At 68.8% G+C, this 16000-nt stretch carries 17 protein-coding genes; 10 read left to right on the plus strand and 7 right to left on the minus strand.

Annotated elements, in window-relative coordinates:
- The first annotated feature begins 180 nt into the window (after positions 1-180).
- Complete coding sequence (locus tag ACIBH2_RS08220; RefSeq protein WP_397116892.1) at positions 181-1431, plus strand: KasA/KasB family beta-ketoacyl-ACP synthase; 1251 nt, start codon at positions 181-183, stop codon at positions 1429-1431.
- Here ACIBH2_RS08220 and ACIBH2_RS08225 read toward each other — a convergent pair.
- Positions 1425-2843: an ABC1 kinase family protein gene (locus ACIBH2_RS08225; RefSeq protein WP_397114764.1), complete on the minus strand. Its 1419-nt coding sequence runs from the start codon at positions 2841-2843 to the stop codon at positions 1425-1427. The genes ACIBH2_RS08220 and ACIBH2_RS08225 overlap by 7 nt on opposite strands.
- A 350-nt stretch (positions 2844-3193) precedes the next feature.
- Here ACIBH2_RS08225 and ACIBH2_RS08230 point away from each other — a divergent pair, with 350 nt between their 5' ends.
- Complete coding sequence (locus tag ACIBH2_RS08230; RefSeq protein WP_397114766.1) at positions 3194-4954, plus strand: alpha/beta hydrolase; 1761 nt, start codon at positions 3194-3196, stop codon at positions 4952-4954.
- A gap of 8 nt (positions 4955-4962) precedes the next feature.
- Here the strand turns inward: ACIBH2_RS08230 and ACIBH2_RS08235 are convergent, their stop codons facing one another.
- Positions 4963-5253: a WhiB family transcriptional regulator gene (locus ACIBH2_RS08235; protein ID WP_397114768.1), complete on the minus strand. Its 291-nt coding sequence runs from the start codon at positions 5251-5253 to the stop codon at positions 4963-4965.
- Between the two features lie 246 nt (positions 5254-5499).
- Between ACIBH2_RS08235 and ACIBH2_RS08240 the strand changes: the two genes are divergently transcribed.
- From ACIBH2_RS08240 to ACIBH2_RS08265, 6 genes are read left to right on the plus strand one after another with little or no spacing between them, the layout of a single operon-like run.
- A complete protein-coding gene (locus ACIBH2_RS08240) occupies positions 5500-6855 on the plus strand; it encodes an ATP-binding protein (RefSeq protein ID WP_397114770.1) in 1356 nt (451 codons plus the stop codon).
- Complete coding sequence (locus ACIBH2_RS08245; RefSeq protein WP_397114772.1) at positions 6852-7286, plus strand: roadblock/LC7 domain-containing protein; 435 nt, start codon at positions 6852-6854, stop codon at positions 7284-7286. Before ACIBH2_RS08240 ends, ACIBH2_RS08245 begins: the two co-directional genes overlap by 4 nt.
- Positions 7283-7657 carry a DUF742 domain-containing protein gene (locus ACIBH2_RS08250; RefSeq protein WP_397114774.1) on the plus strand — a complete coding sequence of 125 codons (375 nt, stop codon included), beginning with the start codon at positions 7283-7285 and terminating at the stop codon, positions 7655-7657. Before ACIBH2_RS08245 ends, ACIBH2_RS08250 begins: the two co-directional genes overlap by 4 nt.
- The gene (locus ACIBH2_RS08255) at positions 7638-8270 is read left to right on the plus strand and encodes a GTP-binding protein (protein WP_397114776.1); all 633 of its coding nucleotides are present in this window, start codon (positions 7638-7640) and stop codon (positions 8268-8270) included. The genes ACIBH2_RS08250 and ACIBH2_RS08255 overlap by 20 nt, the downstream gene beginning before the upstream one ends.
- Positions 8267-9526: a cytochrome P450 gene (locus tag ACIBH2_RS08260; protein ID WP_397114778.1), complete on the plus strand. Its 1260-nt coding sequence runs from the start codon at positions 8267-8269 to the stop codon at positions 9524-9526. The genes ACIBH2_RS08255 and ACIBH2_RS08260 overlap by 4 nt, the downstream gene beginning before the upstream one ends.
- Positions 9523-10743 carry a cytochrome P450 gene (locus ACIBH2_RS08265; RefSeq protein WP_397114780.1) on the plus strand — a complete coding sequence of 407 codons (1221 nt, stop codon included), beginning with the start codon at positions 9523-9525 and terminating at the stop codon, positions 10741-10743. The genes ACIBH2_RS08260 and ACIBH2_RS08265 overlap by 4 nt, the downstream gene beginning before the upstream one ends.
- Here ACIBH2_RS08265 and ACIBH2_RS08270 read toward each other — a convergent pair.
- Positions 10740-11672, minus strand: coding sequence for a GlxA family transcriptional regulator (locus ACIBH2_RS08270; protein WP_397114782.1), 933 nt, complete (start codon positions 11670-11672; stop codon positions 10740-10742). The genes ACIBH2_RS08265 and ACIBH2_RS08270 overlap by 4 nt on opposite strands.
- Positions 11673-11744: 72 nt before the next feature.
- Between ACIBH2_RS08270 and ACIBH2_RS08275 the strand changes: the two genes are divergently transcribed.
- On the plus strand, positions 11745-12080 hold the full coding sequence (locus ACIBH2_RS08275) for a cupin domain-containing protein (protein ID WP_397114784.1): 336 nt from the start codon (positions 11745-11747) through the stop codon (positions 12078-12080).
- Between the two features lie 22 nt (positions 12081-12102).
- Positions 12103-13116, plus strand: a complete 1014-nt coding sequence (locus ACIBH2_RS08280) for an NADP-dependent oxidoreductase (RefSeq protein WP_397114786.1) — start codon at positions 12103-12105, stop codon at positions 13114-13116.
- 3 nt (positions 13117-13119) lie between these two features.
- Here the strand turns inward: ACIBH2_RS08280 and ACIBH2_RS08285 are convergent, their stop codons facing one another.
- The 4 genes from ACIBH2_RS08285 to ACIBH2_RS08300 form a co-directional block, all read right to left on the minus strand.
- Positions 13120-13662 carry a hypothetical protein gene (locus ACIBH2_RS08285; protein WP_397114788.1) on the minus strand — a complete coding sequence of 181 codons (543 nt, stop codon included), beginning with the start codon at positions 13660-13662 and terminating at the stop codon, positions 13120-13122.
- An 85-nt stretch (positions 13663-13747) separates the two neighbouring features.
- Entirely contained in the window at positions 13748-14086 is a 339-nt protein-coding gene (locus ACIBH2_RS08290) for a nitroreductase/quinone reductase family protein (RefSeq protein ID WP_397116894.1), read from the minus strand.
- 130 nt (positions 14087-14216) lie between these two features.
- Positions 14217-15032 carry an NAD(P)H-binding protein gene (locus ACIBH2_RS08295; protein WP_397114790.1) on the minus strand — a complete coding sequence of 272 codons (816 nt, stop codon included), beginning with the start codon at positions 15030-15032 and terminating at the stop codon, positions 14217-14219.
- A 39-nt stretch (positions 15033-15071) separates the two neighbouring features.
- The gene (locus ACIBH2_RS08300; protein ID WP_397114792.1) at positions 15072-15995 is read right to left on the minus strand and encodes an alpha/beta fold hydrolase; all 924 of its coding nucleotides are present in this window, start codon (positions 15993-15995) and stop codon (positions 15072-15074) included.
- Between the last annotated feature and the right edge of the window lie 5 nt (positions 15996-16000).

The following is a 16000-nucleotide window of genomic DNA, read 5'->3' on the forward strand; positions in this document are numbered from 1 at the left end:
TGTCTGAGACAGCCTAGCGAATGGTGTTACGATGCGACAGGGCGCAGGTGCGCCGCGATCTTCGAGTTCGAACCACCCTGCTGGCCCTCGACTTTCGGGCTACCCTGGCGCTGGCGCACAACTTCGTTGTCGCGCTTGACAATTGGTCCCCCACGTTAGGACGAGACCAGAGTGCACACGCTGGAAAGCTTCTCCACTCGCACGGGCGGTTTCCGCAATGTCGTGGTGACGGCGGTGGAGATGACCACCTCCCTCGCGCCCGATACCGAGGGCACCTGGCAGGGGCTGCTCTCCGGTGCGAGCGGTATCAGAACCCTCACCGACCCCGACATCACGAAACACGAACTGCCCAATGCCATCGGCGGCAAACTCGTCGCCGACCCGACCGAGGAGTTGGACCGGGTCCGCAAGCGGCGCATGTGCTACGTGCAGCAGATGTCCTATGTCATGGGAAAACGCCTGTGGGACAACGCCGGAGCGCCGGAGGTGGACAAGGACCGGCTGGGCGTGTGCATCGGCACCGGCCTGGGCGGCGCGGACACCATCGTGGCCGCCAACGACGCCATGCGCGACCACGGCTATCGCAAGGTGTCGCCGTTCGCGGTGCCGATGAGCATGCCCAACGGCGTCTCCGGAGTGGTCGGTCTCGAAATCGGCGCGCGTGCCAGTCTCGTGACGCCGGTATCGGCCTGCGCCTCCGGCTGCGAGGCGCTGGTGCACGCGTGGCGCTCCATCATTCTCGGCGAGGCCGATATGGTCGTCGCCGGTGGTGTGGAGGGCTATATCAATCCCGTTGCCATTGCCGGGTTTTCGATGGCGCGAGCGCTGAGTTCGCGGATCGACGAGCCCGAGGCCGCCTCACGCCCCTTCGACCGCGACCGCGACGGCTTCGTCTTCGGTGAGGCCGCGGCCCTGCTGATCGTCGAATCCGAGGAGCACGCCCTGGCGCGCGGTGCGAAACCGCTCGCGCGACTACTCGGCGCGGGGCTGACCGCCGACGGCTACCACCTCGTCGCCCCCGATCCGGAGGGCACCGGCTGCGCCCGCGCCATGCGCCGCGCCATCGAGACCGCCGGGGTGACCGCGCAGGAGGTCGATCACGTCAACGCGCACGCCACCGGCACCACCATGGGAGATCTGGCCGAGGCCAAGGGAATCACGGCCGCCATCGGCACCCACCCGTCGGTCTACGCGCCCAAGTCCGCGCTGGGACATTCGGTCGGTGCGGTCGGCGCGCTGGAGGCCATCATCTCGGTGCTCACCCTGCGCGATCAGGTGATTCCCCCGACCCTCAATCTCGACAACCAGGATCCCGAAATCGCCTTGGATATCGTGTCCGCGAAACCGCGCTACCCGAATATCGAGTTCGCCATGAACAATTCGTTCGGCTTCGGCGGCCACAATGCGGCCGTCCTGTTCGGCCGCTACTGACCGCCGCCGCTGGCCGCGCGCTCCTCGTAGCGGCGCACCACATCGATCAACTCCGGCCACCAGTACAGGAATTCCGACCCCAGCCCGTCGGTGCCGAGCAGACACAGCGTGCCGATGGTGGTACCCACCTTGCGGGCGAGCGCGGTGAGTTCGGGCGGCAGGGTCATGCGCCGGAAGATATTGGACAGTCGCAGTTCGGCGATGACGTCGACCTGGGCGCGCAGCCACTCCGAGGACATGCGAAAGTCCGGGTCCAGCAATACTTCCCGGAACGGCGCGGCGATGCGCAGCAGCTCCCGCGCATCGAACTCCTGACCGGGCAGCACGAATCCGTGGGTGCGCAGCGCGGCCTCCAGTTCGGCGGGCGTGCCGTTGTAGAGCGCGTCGCCGACCTCGGCCACGACCCGGCGCAGATGCGGCGGATACCCTTCGCACGCACCGAAATCCACCACCGCGAGACGGCCGTCGGGCAGCACCAGGAAGTTGCCCGGATGCACATCGCTGTACATGAGTCCGGCCCGCTGATAGGCGGCCTCCAGGAATCGGAAGATGAGCAGCCCCACGCGGCTGCGCTCCTCGGGGCGGGCCCCGGCGACGAGGCGGGTGACCGGGACCCCGTCGATCCACTCGCTCACCAGCACGCCGTCGTGGTGCGCGACCACCGAGGGCACCACGAACTCCGGATCGTCGGCGAAGGCGTCGGCGGCCGCCTGCTGTTGGGCGGCCTCGTGGTGATAGTCCAGTTCATCGCCGACCAGCGCGCAGACGGTGTCCACCACGGCCGTCACATCGGCGCCGGGCATGATCGCGCCGATCACGCCGGAGACGCCGCGCAGCAGACGCAGGTCGGAGTCCACCGCCTCGCGCGCGCCGGGATACAACAGCTTCACGGCCACCTCGCGGCCGTCGTGCCAGGTCGCCCGATGCACCTGTCCGAGGGACGCGGACGCGGCCGGGCGGTCGTCGAAATGCTGGAAGTGGGACCGCCAGTCGGGTCCGAGATTCTCGGCCAGCACCTGATGCACCAGGGCGGGCATCATGGGCGGCGCGGAGGTTTGTAGGCGGCTCAGCGCCTCTCCGGCTACCTCACCGAATTCCAGCGGAACGAAAGGGATGGCCATCCGGAAGACCGAGGCGATCTGTCCGAGTTTCGCCGCGCAACCACGCAGCTCCCCCAATACCTCGACCAAGTGCTGGGCCGTGCGCACCTGGATATCGCGATCGATTTCGGCGACGGATTTCCCCAGCATCCGTTTGCCGAGACCGGCGGCGCGACGACCGGCGTAGGCGACCGGAACGGCCGCCAAACGAGAATCGCGGGTGAAGCGCCCGGTCGGTAGCGCCGCCTCGTCGCGCCCGGCTCGATTCCGGAACGGAATCACCCGTCCGGAACGCTGCTCACTGTTCACCATGGACCACACCACCCCACTGTTACCGCGGTCTGTAGTGTGGCACACCCCTCAGGGGCCGGTGAAAGAAGTTGCCGCCTCAGCTCAGGCGAGACCCCAGGCCTGCAGGACATAGGTGATATTCGCCGCGATGTTGGTGACGACGTTGGCGAGATTCAAAGCGGCGGAACCGAGATCGATGATCGGCATGACTTTCCTTTATCGCTGGACTACTCGAACCCTTCAAAAGTAGCCAGACAGCAAACATTTGGCGATAGCGGAATGGCATATTGCACAGCCGCTGCAATGGGTGATCCGGCTCTCATCCGTGTCGCTGCCGGGCCCGTCAGCGAACTGCGGGTAACACTGCGGGAATGACGGAGGCGCAGGAGTCGACCAGGCAGCCCACCATCGCGGCGCGTGTGCTGGCGCTGCTGCTGCGCGCCGAGCGCGCCATCCATCCGAACTATCCGGGCGTGATCGTCGCCGCCATTTTCTTCGCGTGGTCGGTATCGCCGTCGCTGCTGCCGCGCACCTGGTTGTTCCAGGGTCTGGTCAGCGGAATCAGCGCCGCCATCGGCTACGGGGTGGGCTGCCTGCTCGCATGGGCCTACCGCAGGTGGCTGCGCCCGCGCCTGCCCGCGAGCTGGCGCGCCTCGGCGATCATGAACCCGCCGCGGCGCGTGCAGGATCTGCTGAAGGTCGCGACCATACTGACCGTGGTGATCGGGGCGGCCTTCATTCTGGCGCGCTCGGCCCGCTGGCAGCGCGATCTCCAGGTGCTCATGGGCATGGAGCCGACCACCACCTCGGGCTATCTGCGGACCGAACTGCTCGGCTTCGCCACCGTCGCCCTCGTCATCGGGCTGTATCGCGTGGTGCGCTGGGCTTTTCGGCGCACCGTGCGCGCGCTCAATATCGAGCTGCGGATTCCCCGGGTGGTCGCGGTGCCCGGCGCGGTCGTCCTGGTCACCGTGGTCGCGGTCCTGCTGTTCCAGGGCGTGCTGGTGAAAGCGTTCTTCTCCGTGGCGAATTCGGCCTTCAGCCTGCGCAATGGCCACACCTCCGCGGCCGCGCGACAGCCCACGCTCCCGGAGCGCTCGGGTAGCCCCGAATCCTTCGCGCCCTGGGACACCCTCGGTTCGGAGGGCCGCTGGTTCGTGTCGTATGTGCCCAGTGCGCAGCGCATCACCGAGGTCACCGGCAGGCCCGCGCGCGAGCCGATTCGGGTGTACGCCGGATTGGAATCCGCGCCCACTCCCGAGGAGGTGGCCGATCTGGTTGTGCGGGAACTGGATCGCACGCGCGCCTTCGAACGCGAGGCGCTGGTCGTGGTCACCACCACCGGTACCGGCTGGGTGGATTCGACCACCGCCGAAGCCATCGAGTACATGTACGGCGGCGACACCGCCATCGCGGCGACGCAGTACTCGTATCTGCCCAGCGTGCTGTCGTTCCTGTCCGACAAGGCCAAGGCCACCGAGGCGGGGCGGCTGCTCGTCCACGCCGTGCACGCGCGCTGGGCGACCCTGCCGCCGGAGTCGCGGCCGAAACTGCTGGTCTACGGGGAGAGCCTGGGCTCACAGGGTTCCGAGGGCGCGTTCACCGGACTGGACGACATTCGCACCCTGGTCGACGGGGTGCTGTGGGTCGGTCCGCCCAATTCCAATCGCATCTGGAGCGCCTTGGAACAGCGGCGCGATCCCGGGACGCCCGAGATTCTGCCCATCTACGCCGACGGGCTCGTGGTGCGCTTCGCGGGGGCCGCCGACGATCTCGAGGTGCCCAACGGCCAGTGGCTGGATCCGCGCATCGTGTACTTGCAGCACGCGTCGGATCCGATCGTGTGGTGGTCGCCGGATCTGCTGTTCGAACGGCCCGACTGGCTCGCCGAACGGCGCGGACCGGATGTGTCGCGCTCCATACGCTGGTGGCCCATAGTCACGTTCTGGCAGATCAGCGCCGATCTCGCGAACGCCCAGAAGGTTCCGGCCGGACACGGCCACAAATACGGCACGCTCGTGCTGGACGGCTGGAACGCGGTGGCCCAACCCGCCGACTGGACACCGGAACTCGCGCAGCGCGTTCGGGTCGCCCTCGACGAGGACATCGATTGGGAGTACGCGCACAAGTGACGCGCGGGCTATCCCGCGCGGCGCAGCTGCCCGTGCTGGCGGTACTCGTCCTTGCGCTTGCGCCGTTCCCGCTCCGACAGTCCGCCCCAGATGCCGAAGCGCTCGTCGTGGGCGAGGGCGTACTCCAGGCATTCCCAGCGGACTTCGCAACGCCCGCAGACCATTTTGGCCTCGCGGGTGGAGCCGCCCTTCTCCGGGAAGAACACGTCCGGATCGGTCTGTGAGCACAGCGCGAGCTCACGCCACGCCGGATCCTGGGCCTCGACCCGCGGCCATATCGCTAGCTGTCGGATTGCCATTCCATCCTCCCTCGTCGCGCACTTCCCTTGCTGACCGACGATCTTCCCAGGGGTTTCTTGCGAAACTCTTGTGGTCGAGTTCGATAGCCGAGAAGTAGCGACAAAAATGGGCGTCACTCAGTGAGACTGGAGTGGCGGCCAGACAATCCCGGGGCTACAATCCTCGCGACCTTCGAAACCGCTTGTCGGCCATATTGTTTGGGATGGTCTGCCGGGGCGGGACGCGCGAGTGCGGAAGTGCGGGATTTGTCAGATTCATCAACACCTCCGGACGGCGGGCACCCCGTACCCGCCCCTCGGGGGTCACGCCAGCCGTATACGGCACTTCTGGTCTGCGCGATACTCAGCACCGGGGCGGGGGTGGCGGCGGCGCTGTTCGCACCCACCGACCTGCGCGGGCCGATAACCCTCGGTGTGCTGGGAGCGGCGATCATCCTGTGCGCCAGCGTAACCGCCGCCTTCCACTACCGCGTGGAGGCGACACGGCTGCGCGCCGAGGCCGAACGCCTCCGCCACATTCTCGACGCGTCCGCCGCCGACGCCGCCGCGCGGATCGACAGCGTCGGCGAGGCGGTGGCGCACTACAGCGCCGAGGCCAAGGCCGCCGATACCCGCCGCGCCGCCGCCATGGCCGCCTTCGCCGGTGCGGCCGGACGCATGCAGGCCATGACCACCAGCATGCTGGCCGAACTGCGGGAGATGGAGCATCGGCACGCCGATCCGGCCATGCTCGCCGATCTGCTGCACCTCGATCACCGCACCGCCCAGGCCGGACGCCTTGCCGACAGCATCGCCGTGCTCAGCGGTGCGCGATCGGGGCGGCGCTGGGCCAAACCCATTGCCATGGAATCGATTCTGCGCGGCGCCATGGGTCGCGTGGCGGGCTATCAGCGAATTCGCCTGCGCGCCATCGCCGATATCGCCGTCTCCGGCCATGCCGCCGAGGGCGTCATGCACGCCCTGGCCGAACTGCTCGACAATGCCTGCAATTTCTCCCCGCCCACCACGGAGGTGCACGTCTACGCCGCCGAGGTGCCCGCGGGCGTGGTGATCACCATCGAGGACAGCGGCCTGGTCATGAGCGAATCCGCCTTGCGCCGCGCTGAATCCGCGGTCGCGGGCGACCACGAGTCGCGCGCGGATCTGTCCTCGCTCACCGGTACCCGCCTCGGCCTGGCGGTGGTGGGGCATCTGGCGCGCAAGCACGGACTCACGGTGTCGTATCGCCCCTCCGCCATCGGCGGTACCGCCGTGGTCGTGGTGGTGCCGCGCGACCTCACCGCGCGGGTCGAGCCCACCACCCGCGGACTGTCCACCATCGCGGCCGCCATCGCCGATCGGCCCGCGGACACCGAGCGGGCCCCGAGCACCGGCGAATCACCGGTGATCACACCGGTTTCCACCGACGCGGTACTACCCAAACGACGCCGAGGCAGCACGCTGGCCGCGGTGCACCCCGACGGCCTGTCCACCCCACCGACCGAGGCGGCACCCGCCGCACCCGCCAGACCCTCCGCGCTGGGCGCTTTCCAGCGCGCGGTCACCGGGCGCGACAACGCCGGTGCCGCAACCCCTTCCCCTGCCGTGGAGAACGATCTATGACAACGACAGCGCCCGCACAACTGGGTTGGCTGCTGGAACAGCTGCTCGCCCGCACCCCGCGCGCCCGGCACGCCCTGCTGCTCTCCAGCGACGGGCTCAAGATCTGCCACACCCCGGAACTGTCCATCGACAAGGCCGATCAGCTGGCCGCCATCGCCGCTGGCATCCAGAGCCTCTCGCACGGCGCGTCGGTCGAATTCGGGGACGGCAGAAGCGGTGTGCGCCAATCCATGACCGAGTTCTACGGCGGCATCCTGTTCATCGTGGAGGCCGGAATGGGCGCGCATATCGCGGTGGTCGCCGCCGAGGACGCCGATGCCGGACTGGTCGGCCACAATATGACGGAGCTGGTCGAGCAACTGGGCGAACACCTTTCGGCGCCGCCGCGCCGCGTCGAGGCCGGTCCCCGTGGGGGAACGAGCGTGCCGTGAGCAGACCAGGCCGCGACGACAGCCCCGATCGGCTCTACACCCTCACCGGGGGCCGGACCCGACCCGATTCCGACGCCTTCGACCTGGTGACCCTGGTGGTGAGCGAATGCGATCCGAGTCCGGGCATGCAATCCGAACACGCGGCCATCCTGCGCCTGTGCACCGCGCCCACCGCCGTGGTGGAGATCGCGGCGGAGCTGCGCATCCCGGTCGGTATCGCCACCATCCTGCTGTCGGACCTGCTGCACGCGGGAAAGATCACCGTGCGCCATCCCCGCACCGCCGCCAGCGCCCCACCCGGAGCGCTGTGGTCGTCGGTGGCGGATGCCTCCACCCTCGAGAAGGTACTCGTTGGACTCCGCAAACTTTGACACCCGGCCCACCCGCGCCGACGCGCCCCTGCCCGCCTCCGCCAGCCAGGGGCTGAAGATCGTCATCGTCGGCGGCTTCGGCGTCGGCAAGACCACCCTGGTGCGATCGGTCAGCGAGATCCGGCCGCTCGACACCGAGGCCACCATGACCGATATGGGTGTCGGCATCGACGACCCCCGCGCCGTCCCGGGCAAATCGACCACCACCGTGGCCTTCGACTTCGGGCGCATCAGCATCGACGCCGAACATGTGCTGTACCTGTTCGGCGCGCCCGGCCAGGAACGGTTCTGGTTCCTGTGGGATCGGCTGTTCACCGGAGCGCTCGGGGCGATCGTGCTGGTCGATCCGCGCCGCATCGAGGACTGCTGGTACGCCATCGACCGCCTGGAACACCAGGGCACGCCGTTCGTGGTGGCGTGCAACGACTTCGGCGGACATCCGTACATGCCCGGCGATGTCCGCGACGCCCTCGACCTGGATGCCGCCGTGCCCCTGGTGAATTGCGACGCGCGCTCCCGCGAATCCAGCAAGCGCGTGCTCATCGCGCTCGTCGAGCACCTCTACGCCGAGGCCGCTCGGCATTCCGAACTCACCCCGGAGACCGCGTCATGACCTCGTCCGGCTGTCCGGCGCCGCACGCCGAATCCGTTGTGCCGCTGAGCGGTCCGCGCTTCGACACCGACCCCTTCCAGCTGTACGCGGAGATGCGGCGCGACCACGGGCCGGTGGTGGCCGTCGAACTGCCCGGCGGCATTCCGGCGTGGCTGGTCATCGGCTATCGCGAATTGCACCAGGTGACCAGCGATCCGGAGCTGTTCCCGCGCAATGTGGCGCTGTGGAACCAGTGGCCGAACATCCCACCGGACTGGCCGCTGCTGCCGATGGTGGGCCAGCCCATGCCCTCGATCTACTTCACCGCCGGAGCCGAGCACCGACGGCACGTGGATATGGTGGAACCGGCCCTGGAGTCGGTGAATCCGTTCGAACTGCGCAGCACCTGTGAGGAATTGGCGGATCGGCTCATCGACGGCTTCTGCGGGCGCGGCACGGCGGATCTGGTCTCCGCCTTCGCCGACCCCCTGCCGGTGCTGGCGCTGGCGCGCATCATGGGCTTCCCCGACGACGAAGCCCTGGAACTGGCGCGGACCATGAAGGTCATGGCCGACAGCGGGGCCGAGGCGCAGACCGCGTACCAGCAGTTCGCGGCGGCCATGGCGCGGCTGGTGAGCATCAAGCAGATGCGTCCCGGCGACGACCTGGTCTCCACCATGCTGGCCTGCCCCGAACCGTTCACCGCCGAGGAGTACACCCTCGACCTGCAGGCCATTCTGGCGGCCGGACACCTCACCACCGCCGACTGGCTGGTGAATTCGCTGCGGCTCATGCTCACCGACGACCGTTTCGCGGCGGCCTTCGGCGGCGGGCGCAGCAGTGTCGGCCAGGCCATGAACGAGGCGCTGTGGGAGGACACCCCCACCCAGATCCTCGCCGGGCGCTGGGCCGCGCACGACACCCGCTTGGCGGACAAGACGATTCACGCGGGCGATCTGCTGCTGTTGGGGCTGGGCGCGGCCAATGCCGATCCGCATGTGCGGCAACGCTTCTCCGATGGTTCGGAGTCGGTGCACCTGGGCAACAGCGCGCATTTCTCGTTCAGCCACGGCGAATACCGCTGTCCCTATCCCGCGCAGCAGATCGCGGAGGTGATCGCGCGCACCGGCATCGAGGTGCTGCTGGATCGCCTACCCGATGTGGACCTGGCGGTACCGCAGCAGAATCTGGTGCGCCGACCGTCGCCGTTCCTGCGCGGAATGGTCTCTCTCCCTGTTCGTTTCACCCCAGTTCGGCCCGTCGGAGGTACCCAGTGACCGCACAATGCCCCATCGCCATCGATCCCATGGTCGGCGATCTCGCCGGAGAGACCGACCGGCTGCGCGCGGCCGGACCGCTGACGCGCATCGAACTGCTCGGTGTGCCCGCCTGGACCGTCACCCAGCACAGCGTCGCCCGGCAACTGCTGGTCGATCCGCGGCTGGTGAAGGATATCGACGCCTGGGGCCTGTGGCAGTCCGGCGTGGTGACCCGGCAGTGGCCGCTGATCGGCATGATCGACGCGGGCCGCTCCATGTTCACCGTCGACGGCGCCGAGCACCGGCGGCTGCGCATCAAGACCACCCAGGCGCTGACCCCGCGCCGTCTGGAGGCCTTGCGGCCCACCATCGAACGCTTCGTCACCGAACTGCTCGACGACCTCGAGGCGGCCGGGGGCGACGGCGCGGTGGTGGATCTCAAGCAGATCTTCGCCTACCCGCTGCCCATGCGCGTGGTCAGCGAACTCATGGGCGTGGACGACGCCGACCATCCCATGCTGCTGGAGTCCTACAAGAAGTTCTTCTCGATGCTGACGCCGCACGACGAGCGCCTGCGCGTACTCGCCGATCTGGACGTCTACTACGAGAAAATGGTGCGGGACAAGACCGCACACCCCACCGACGATCTCACCAGCGCGCTCATCCAGGCCGACGAGGGCGGGGAACCGCTCACCGAGGAAGAGGTGGTCGGCAATCTCAAGGCGCTGGTCGCCGCGGGCCACGAAACCACGGTGAGTCTGATTCTCTCCGCCGTGCGCGCGCTGCTCACCCGCCCCGAACAGCTCGACAAGATCCGCGGCGGCGACTACGAATGGCGCGACGCCATCGAGGAGACGCTGCGCTGGGACGGCCCGGTCATCCATCTGCTCATGCGGTTCGCCACCGAGGACATCACCGTCGGCGACACCGTCATCGAGAAGGGTGAGGGCGTGGTCATGTCCTATCGCGCCATCGGCCGTGACACCACCCTGCACGGCGCGGACGCCGACGAATTCGATATCACCCGGCCGACCGCGCACCGCAATATCTCCTTCGGCTACGGCCCGCACATCTGCCCCGGCGCGGCGCTGGCGCGACTGGAGGCTGCCATCGCCCTCCCGGCGCTGTTCGAACGCTTCCCGGACCTGCGCCTGGCGGTCCCGGTCGAGGAGATCACCAATCTGCCGGTGCTCACCCAGAACGACCTGGCGGCCTTCCCGGTGACGGTGCGCTAGTACCGAAACGCGCGGCGGTACGCGCCCGGGGTGGTGCCGACCTGGGCGCGGAAGCGGCGGCGCAGATTGACCGCCGAGGCGAGACCGACGCGGGTCGCGATCGCCTCGACGGGCAGGTCCGTCTCCTCCAGCAGCGTGCGGGCCCGGTCGACGCGCCGCGACAACAGCCACGCGCCCGGACTGGTGCCGAGCTGATCGGCGAAGCGCCGGGCCAGGGTGCGCGGCGAGACATTCAGCCGCGCGGCGAGATCCGCCACCGACAGCGGCGTCTCGAGGCGCGCGTCGGCCCAGGCGAGCAGTCCGTCCAGGGCGTCCTGGGTGGGCGCGGTCGGCGCGTACTGCGTTTGACCGCCCTCGCGGTGAGGCGGCAGCACCATGTGCCGGGCGATGAGCGCGGCATGCGCCGCGCCGTGATCCTTGCGCACCAGATGCAGGCACAGGTCGATGCCCGCGCCCGCTCCGGCGCTGGTCGCGATATCGCCGTGGTCCACGTAGAGCCGGTCCGGCTCCACCCGCACGCGCGGAAACTCACGCGCCAGCTGCGCGGCGCGGGCCCAGTGCGTGGTGGCCGAGCGACCGTCGAGCAGACCGGTGCGGGCCAGCGCGAAGACCCCGGAGCAGATCGTGACGAGTCGCGCGCCGCGCTCGTGTGACTCGAGCAGCGCGCGTCGTATCCCGGGCGAGAGCGGCGCTTCCACGGGCGACCAGCCCGGAATGATGACGGTGTCGGCGCAGGCGAGCGCCGACAGGTCTCGCGACACCGTGATCGCGTACCCGGCGGTGGTCGGCACCGGGCCGGGCGTCTCCGCGCACACCTCGAAGTCGTAGTACCGCGGCACCCCGGGTCGCGGGGTACCGAATACCTCGACGGCACAGCCGAGTTCGAAGGTCGACTGCACCGGACGGACGAGAGCGACCGTGCGATGCATGGCAAGAATGTACCCCTTGATGTCACGACCGACACTGTCGAGGGCCGGTTGCCCGACGGCATGGTGAAGAACATGCACGCAGAAATCCTGGCCCAGGAGGGCTACACCGCCGTCGCCGTCGCCGAAGCCCCTGTCCGCGAACTGTTTCCGGGTATCCGCGTCCGACCGCTGTGGACGGGATCCTCCGGTGCGAGCGCCCATGTGCTGGAGATGGATCCGGGCAGCGCCTGGCCGCACCGCGATATCCACGAACCCGGGCCGGAGGAGGTCTACGTGGTCGCGGGCGTGTTCAACGACGGCGCGCGCGACTATCCGGCCGGAACCTTCCTGCATGCCCCGGCCGGGTCCTGGCACGTGCCCACGACCGCGACGGGCTGCACGCTGTTCATCTTCTACCCGGAGGGTTAGCCGTCCGCGCTACCGTGGCGGAATGAAGACCACTCGGATTGTCTTGGCATCGCGTCCCACCGGAACGCCCGCCGACGAGAACTTCCGCACCGAGACCGTGGAGTTGGAGTCGCCGCCGCCCGGCTCGGCCTTGCTCCAGACGCTGTATCTCTCGCTCGATCCGTACATGCGCGGGCGCATGAGCGATGCGCCGTCGTACGCGCCGCCGGTGGAAGTCGGCGCGACGATGGTGGGTGCGACCGTGTCGCGGGTGCTCGAATCCACCGATCCCGCATTGAGTTCCGGGGATATCGTGCTCGGATACGGTGGGTGGCAGACACATTCGGTGGAGCGGGTGCGGCATCTGCGCAAGCTCGATCCCGCGGCCGCCCCGCTCACCACCGCACTCGGGGTGCTCGGCATGCCCGGGTTCACCGCGTACTCGGGACTGCTCACCATCGGGCAGCCCAAAGCCGGTGAGACCGTGGTGGTCGCGGCCGCCACCGGCCCGGTGGGCGCGACGGTCGGTCAGATCGCCAAGATCAATGGAGCCCGCGCGGTGGGCATCGCGGGCGGCCCGCGCAAGGTCGAACTGCTGCGCGAGCACTTCGGCTTCGATGCCGCGATCGACCACCGCGCACCGGATTTCGCCGAACAGCTCGCGGCGGCCACCCCCGACGGCATCGACGTGTACTTCGAGAACGTCGGCGGCGCGGTGCTCGACGCGGTGTTGCCGCGGCTCAACAAGTTCGCGCGAATCCCGGTGTGCGGCTTGGTCTCCCAGTACAACGACAGCGAACTCCCGCCCGGCCCCGACCGCATGGGTCTGCTCATGGGCCTCATTCTGCGCAAGAGCCTGACCCTGCGCGGCTTCATCCAGACCGAATTCCTGGACCAGTTCGACCGGTTCCAGGCCGATATGGCGGGTTGGATCGACGCGGGCCGGGTCGCCTACCTCGAAGATGTGGTCGACGGACTCGACCACACCGTCGAGGCGTTTCGCGGCCTGCTCACCGGCAAGAATCTGGGCAAGCTGGTGATCAAGGTCGCCGACTGACGATCAGGCCAGCACGAAGGTCAGCATGAGATTCGCGCCGCCGCCCTCGCGCCACCAGGAGTATCCGAACCACACTCCCGGCGTGATCTCGCGAATCTCGTCGTAGACCTGCGGCACGGGGGACGGCCGATAGTCCAGGACCCACGTCGGCCGTCCATCCAGAATGGCGGGACCGGTGTAGACATCGGCGGGTATGCCCTCGATTCCCGCGCCGGTCAGCCGGTTCATGAGGTACCCGCCGTCCGGGCCGGTGTAGAAGGTCTTGCCGATCCACAGCGCCGGTGCCCACGCCTGCATATCCGGCGGGCGGACCACCCAGCCGGGCCGCACGCCCACCGGCACTCGGCCACGCTCGGCCTCGCGGAAGATGGCGTCCTGTTGCGTTGCGTCGCAACGGAATCGCAGCGAATCGACGGTCGCCGCGCGATTGCCGGTGAACAGTACACAGCCGCCGCCGTAGTCGGTGTCCGCGTGGGCGGCGGGCATGATCGACGGGCTGAGCAGCAGTGCCGCCGCCGCGCCGAGGAGAACCACAGACCTGAGCATTGCTGCCTCCAGTAGGTCGGCCCCGACCCACTGGCAATGCTAGTTCGCTACCACCCTTCCAGCAATCGCACGGCAATCGCCCCGTTCAGTTCGTCTCGGCCAGGGTGACCCGCACCGTCACCCGGCCGCGCTCATCGCGGCGCGCGACCGCGTGGCCGGGGCGGTCGACACCGCGCAGACGCAGCGAGATGGGCGCGCCCTCGCCCAGAAAATTCCGCCACCAGGTCTTCTTGTCCGGCATGGCGACACCGATCATGATGGCGTTCCCGGACCGCCAATAGTTCACCGGCGTGCTGAAGGTCCGCCCGGATTTGCGCCCGACGTAGGTGATGACCACGAACCCGCGCCCCACCAGCGAGCCGACCACCGGCGCTTCGGTCAACCTCGCGACCGCGCCGTTGAAGCCGCGCACGGCCGTTCCCAAGAAACTCACGATCGTCCTCCCGATCTCGATCACCCGATCCGCTTGTCAGCCTACGGTTCTCCCGGGAAATCACGACTTGTGCGGAATGGCAACGGCTGGGCAATCGCGGGCTCCATCCGGCGCGAACGGCTCACGCGGTGAAGCGCGCGGCATTGTCGGCGGCCCACCGGGCGAAGGTGGTGGCGGGGCGGCCGGTGATGTCGGGGACGCTGGTGAGGGGCAGATCGCCGGGCTCGGGGTCGAAGCCGTAGAGCACGTTGTCGACGTACCAGGTCGCGGTGTCGCCCATGGCGGGCGTCAGCGCCGCGATGGTGTCCTCGCGCGAGGATTCGAGGAAGGCGATCTCGCGGCCGAGTGCCGCGCCGAGCTGGCGGACGAGTTCGGCGCGGCTGAGCATCTGCGGCCCCGCCAGCGCGTGGGCGCGGCCCACATGGTCGTCGTTCAGCAGTGCGACCGCGGCGACGGCGGCGATATCGTCCATGGCGATGGGTGCCGTCGCGGCCTCGGGCCGGGGCTCGCGCACCGCACCGGTCTCGCGAATCTGGCGTGACCACACCAGGGTGTTCTCCATGAAGTCGGCGGGCCACAGGTGTGTCCATTCCAGACCGCTGCCCTCGACCGCCTTGCATACGGTGCCCCACCAGCTCTCCGGTTCGCCGGAGAGGTCGACGATATGGCGAATCCCGGCCGCGCGGGCGAGGGTGAGCACCTCGTCGACGGTGTCGGGTGTGGGGGCCAGGTACATGCGCTCCACGCCCGCGAAGGCCGCGGGCAGGGTCTCGGGTCGTCGCAGGTAGCCCTGCACCACCTCGACGCCCTCCGGCAGTGCCGCCTTGCGCGGATCGGTGGTGAGCGCGCGAATGTTCGCCGCTCCCTGGGCGATCAGGTGGTCGACCACCTTGCGGCCGATATTCGCGGTGGCTCCGGTTACCAGGATGGTCTGCATGCGGTCCATGCTGCCAAGGGATTTTCCGCGGCGCCTGTATCAATTCGCCTGGAAATGCGCGTGCAGCAGTGCCGTCGTGCGATCGGGCTGTGCCTCCGGGGCGAAATGGCCGACCTCGGGGAGCTCCTCGAATCGGTAAGGGCCGGTGACCCATTCGGCCGTGCCGCGTACCGTCGACGCCGCGACGGCGCCGTCGCCACTGCCCCACACGTAGAGCGTCGGCACCTCGATTTTCTGGTCGTAGCCTTGAAAGTCGTTGGCGCGATACCAGTTCAGCGCGGCCGTCAGCGCACCCGGCTCGGACAGCCGCCGAACGTACTCGTCGACATGCGCCCGCGGCACGCCCTCGTAGACCTCGCGCATCATCCGGGCGTCGTCGGCGAGCAGTCGCCGCTCGGCCTGCTCCGGCTCTCGAAGCATCGCCATGTATGTCGAGGCACGCTGTTGCTCCGGATCCTCGCGCAGTCCCCGGCCGAACGCGCCGAGGTGCGGCACCGAGAACGCGCTCAGAGTCCGCACCCGATCGCGGTAGCGGGCCGCGACTATCCACGACACCGCGGCGCCGAAATCGTGGCCGACGAGGTCGAATCGGGGCCAGTCCAGGGCATCGGCGATGCGCGCGACATCGTCGGCCAAGAGGTCGAAGGCGTACTCCCCCACCGCCGTCGGCCGTACGTCGGGCGAGTAGCCGCGCTGGTCGACGGCGACCGCGCGGTAGCCGAGCTGCCCGAGCGCGGTCAGCTGATGTGTCCATTCGGTGGCGGACTCGGGGAACCCGTGCAGCAGCAGTACTTTTCGGCCGTCGGTCGGTCCGGCGGCAAGAGCGTCGAAGGTACCGACCGAGGTGGGGATGCGCAGCGATTCGATCTCCGTGCCCGCCGGTGCCGGGTCCGAGCTACAGCCCGCCACCAGCCCTCCGGAGACCACGGCGGCGAGGGCTAGGAACGAGCGACGGGAGGCCATACCAA

Origin of the sequence: Nocardia sp. NPDC050406, assembly GCF_044459025.1 — a bacterium.
GTDB lineage: Bacteria > Actinomycetota > Actinomycetes > Mycobacteriales > Mycobacteriaceae > Nocardia.